This window comes from Ramlibacter sp. (assembly GCF_035706265.1).
GTDB lineage: Bacteria > Pseudomonadota > Gammaproteobacteria > Burkholderiales > Burkholderiaceae_C > Ramlibacter.
This window is the reverse complement of the sequence record NZ_DASSVG010000332.1, coordinates 1-3,401: the sequence shown is the minus strand read 5'-3', so window position 1 is coordinate 3,401 and position 3,401 is coordinate 1. Positions and strand designations below refer to the sequence as shown.

Sequence of the window (3,401 nt, the reverse complement as noted above, 5' to 3'; positions counted from 1 at the left end):
GCGTGTCGAGCTCCTGCGCCAGCGCCTCCTCGAAACCGTCGCCGATGCGCAGCACCGTGCGGCCGGCGAGCCCGGGCACCTTCTGCACGGCCGACCAGACGTCCAGCTCCGGGTTGGGTCCCAGCGCGACGACGACCTTGGCGCCGCTCGCATCGAGCAACGCGGCGACGTGCTCCGGCTGCAGCATGAAGTTGATCGGGCAGGCACGGCCCGCGAGCTGCGCGCCCCACAGCGCGTAGTGCGTGGCCGGGATGTTGGGCGCGAGGATCGCCACCGCGTCGTCCGGGCCGACGCCCAGCCGGCGGAACAGGTTGGCCGCGCGGTGGACCTGCGCCAGCACTTCGGCGTAGGAGATGCGTTGCGGCGCGGTGGCGGGATCGCCGTCCGGCAGGTAGGTGAAGGCGGTGCGTTCGGGATGGCGCTGCGCCGCCCGCGCGATCAGGCCGTAGGTGGTGCGTGCCGGGATCGCCTCCTCGTAGGGCGTGCGCTCCAGCGCCTCGATGTCGGCGAGGCCGCGGAAGAAGGGCGTGCTCACGCCAGCCCCAGCAGCCGCACGGCGTTGCCCTTCAGGATGCCGGGCATCACCTCCGGCTTGAAGCCGGCGTCCTCGAAGTCCTTCATCCAGCGTTCGGGCGTGATCAGGGGGTAGTCGCTGCCGAACAGGATGCGGTCCTTCAGCAGCGTGTTGGCGTACTGCACCAGCTGCTTCGGGAAGTACTTCGGGCTCCAGCCGGAGAGGTCGATCCACACGTTGGGCTTGTGCGTGGCCACCGAGAGCGCCTCGTCCTGCCATGGGAAACTCGGATGGGCCATCACGATCTGCATGTCGGGAAACGAGATCGCCACGTCGTCCAGGTGCATCGGGTTGCTGTATTCCAGCCGCAGCCCGCCGCCGCAGCGCATGCCGGAGCCGATGCCGCTGTGGCCGGTGTGGAAGATGGCTGGCATCTTGTGGGCGTTGACCACTTCGTAGATCGGCCAGGCCATGCGGTCGTAGGGATGGAAGCCCTGCACCGTCGGATGGAACTTGAAGCCCTTGATGCCTTCTACCTTGATCAGGCGCTCGGCCTCGCGCGCGCCCATCCTGCCCTTGTGCGGATCGATGCTGGCGAAGGCGGCCATCATGTCGCTGTTCTCGCGCGCGGCCTGCGCGATCTCCTCGTTGGGGATGCGGCGGCGGCCCAGGTTGGATTCGCTGTCCACCGTGAACATCACGAGGCCGATCTTGCGTTCCCGGTAGTAGGCCACCGTCTCGGCGATGGTGGGCCGGCGATTGGAACGGAAGTACTTGTCGGCGGCGCGGTCGTACTCCTCGCCGTAGTTGTCGAAGGGATTCCAGCAGCTCACTTCGGCGTGGGTGTGGATGTCGATGGCAATCAGGTTGGCGTGATCCATCTGCCTAGGGTAAGTCCCGAGGGCCGGGAGGTTGATGATCGTTATCCCGCATAACCATAATCGCGGCACTCGCCGAACACACCATGACCGCCTCCCAAGACCTCCAGCTCCAGATCGACGGCGAGATCGCCATCGTGCGCCTGAACCGCGCGGCCAAGCGCAACGCGCTGTCGGATGGCCTGGTGCTGGCCGTGCGCCGCACCTTCGAGACCCTGCCGTCCACCGTGCGCGCCGCGGTGCTGGATGGCGCCGGCGAGCACTTCTGCGCCGGGCTGGACCTGTCGGAACTGAAGGAGCGCGACGCCGGCGCGGGCCTGCAGCACTCGCGCATGTGGCACGCGGCGCTGGAGGAGGTGCAGTACGGCCCCGTGCCCGTGATCGCCGCGCTGCACGGCGCGGTCGTCGGCGGCGGGCTCGAGCTGGCCGCGGCCTGCCACATCCGCGTGGCCGACGCGACCACCTTCTACGCGCTGCCCGAAGGCGCGCGCGGCATCTTCGTGGGCGGCGGCGGCGCGGTGCGCATCCCGCGCCTGATCGGTGCCGCCCGCATGGCCGACATGATGCTCACCGGCCGCGTCTACCAGGCCGAGGAAGGCGAGCGCGCCGGCTTCGCGCAGTACCTGGTGCCGGCCGGCCAGGCCTTCGAGAAGGCGCTGGAGATCGCGAAGCGCGTCGCGCAGAACGCGCCGCTGACCAACTACGCGCTGATGCACGCGCTGCCGCGCATCGCCGAACAGCCGGCCGACCAGGGCTTCCTCACCGAGTCGCTGATGTCGGCCATCGCGCAGAGCGCGCCCGAGGCCAAGCAGCGCGTGCGCGACTTCCTCGAAGGCCGCGCGGCCAAGGTCAAGGCCTGAACAGCGGGCCGCCAGAGCCCAGGAGGAGGAGACATGCGCAGCCCTATCATGCACATTCCCGCGCCGGCGAAGTACCGGCCGCTGCGCTTCGGCGTCACGCGGGCCGTGCTGCGCGAAGGCGCCGCCGGCGCGCGCTACCTGCGCGGCGAGGGCGAACTGCAGCCCCATGCCGCGCGCATGACCGACCGCCTGGTGCACTGGGCCGAGACGCAGCCGGAGCGCATCTTCATGGCGCGCCGCGCGCGCAACGCCGACGGCACCACGGGCGAGTGGCAGACAGTGAGCTATCGCCAGGCCGTCGAGCGGGCGCGCAGCATCGCCCAGGCCCTGCTCGATCGCGGGCTGAGCGCCGAGCGCCCGGTCGCCATCCTCAGCGAGAACGGCCTGGAGCACGCGTTGCTGGCGCTGGGCTGCATGTATGCCGGCATTCCGTACTGCCCCGTGTCGCCGGCCTACTCCCTCATCAGCCAGGACTACGACAAGCTGCGCCACGTGCTGGCGACGCTGACGCCGGGCCTGGTGTTCGCGGCCGACGCGCGCTACGCGAAGGCGATCGCGGCCACCGTCGGCACGGACACCGAGGTGGTGCTCGCCGAGGGCGCCATCGCCGGCCGCGAGTGCACACCGCTGGCGGCGCTGCTGCAGACGCAGCCGACCGCCGCCGTCGAGGCCGCACTGCACGCCACCGGCCCCGACACCATCGTCAAGTTCCTGTTCACGTCGGGCTCCACCAAGCTGCCCAAGGCGGTGATCAACACCCACCGCATGTGGTGCGCCAACCAGCAGCAGATGCGGCAGTCGATGCCGGTGCTGGCCGAGGAGCCGCCGGTGCTGGTGGACTGGCTGCCCTGGAACCACACCTTCGGCGGCAACCACAACGTCGGCCTGACGATCTACAACGGCGGCACGCTCTATATCGACGACGGCAAGCCCACGCCGGCGCTGATGCAGGAGACGCTGCGCAACCTGCGCGAGATCGCGCCGACGGTCTACTTCAACGTGCCCACGGGCTTCGAAGCCATCGCCCACGCGATGAAGGCCGACCCGGTGCTGCGCCGCACGCTGCTGTCGCGCGTGCGCATGTTCTTCTACTCGGGCGCCGCGCTGGCGCAGCCGATCTGGGACCTGCTGCACGAGGTGCAGGAGCAG

Annotated in this window: 4 protein-coding genes; 2 read left to right on the top strand and 2 right to left on the bottom strand. The window is 69.9% G+C overall.

Going from position 1 to position 3,401, the window contains the following annotated elements; genetic code table 11:
• Both VFM98_RS12005 and VFM98_RS12000 read right to left on the bottom strand, forming a co-directional pair.
• The coding region (locus tag VFM98_RS12005; RefSeq protein ID WP_325110154.1) for an AMP-binding protein at positions 1 to 535 on the bottom strand (535 nt) is incomplete at its 3' end.
• Complete coding sequence (locus VFM98_RS12000; protein ID WP_325110153.1) at positions 532 to 1,395, bottom strand: amidohydrolase family protein; 864 nt, start codon at positions 1,393 to 1,395, stop codon at positions 532 to 534. The genes VFM98_RS12000 and VFM98_RS12005, both read right to left, overlap by 4 nt.
• An 83-nt stretch (positions 1,396 to 1,478) precedes the next feature.
• On the opposite strand from VFM98_RS12000, the gene VFM98_RS11995 reads away from it, so the two are divergent.
• On the top strand, positions 1,479 to 2,252 hold the full coding sequence (locus VFM98_RS11995; RefSeq protein WP_325110152.1) for a crotonase/enoyl-CoA hydratase family protein: 774 nt from the start codon (positions 1,479 to 1,481) through the stop codon (positions 2,250 to 2,252).
• A gap of 33 nt (positions 2,253 to 2,285) precedes the next feature.
• Positions 2,286 to 3,401: AMP-binding protein (locus VFM98_RS11990; RefSeq protein WP_325110151.1), on the top strand; the 1,116-nt coding region annotated here is incomplete at its 3' end.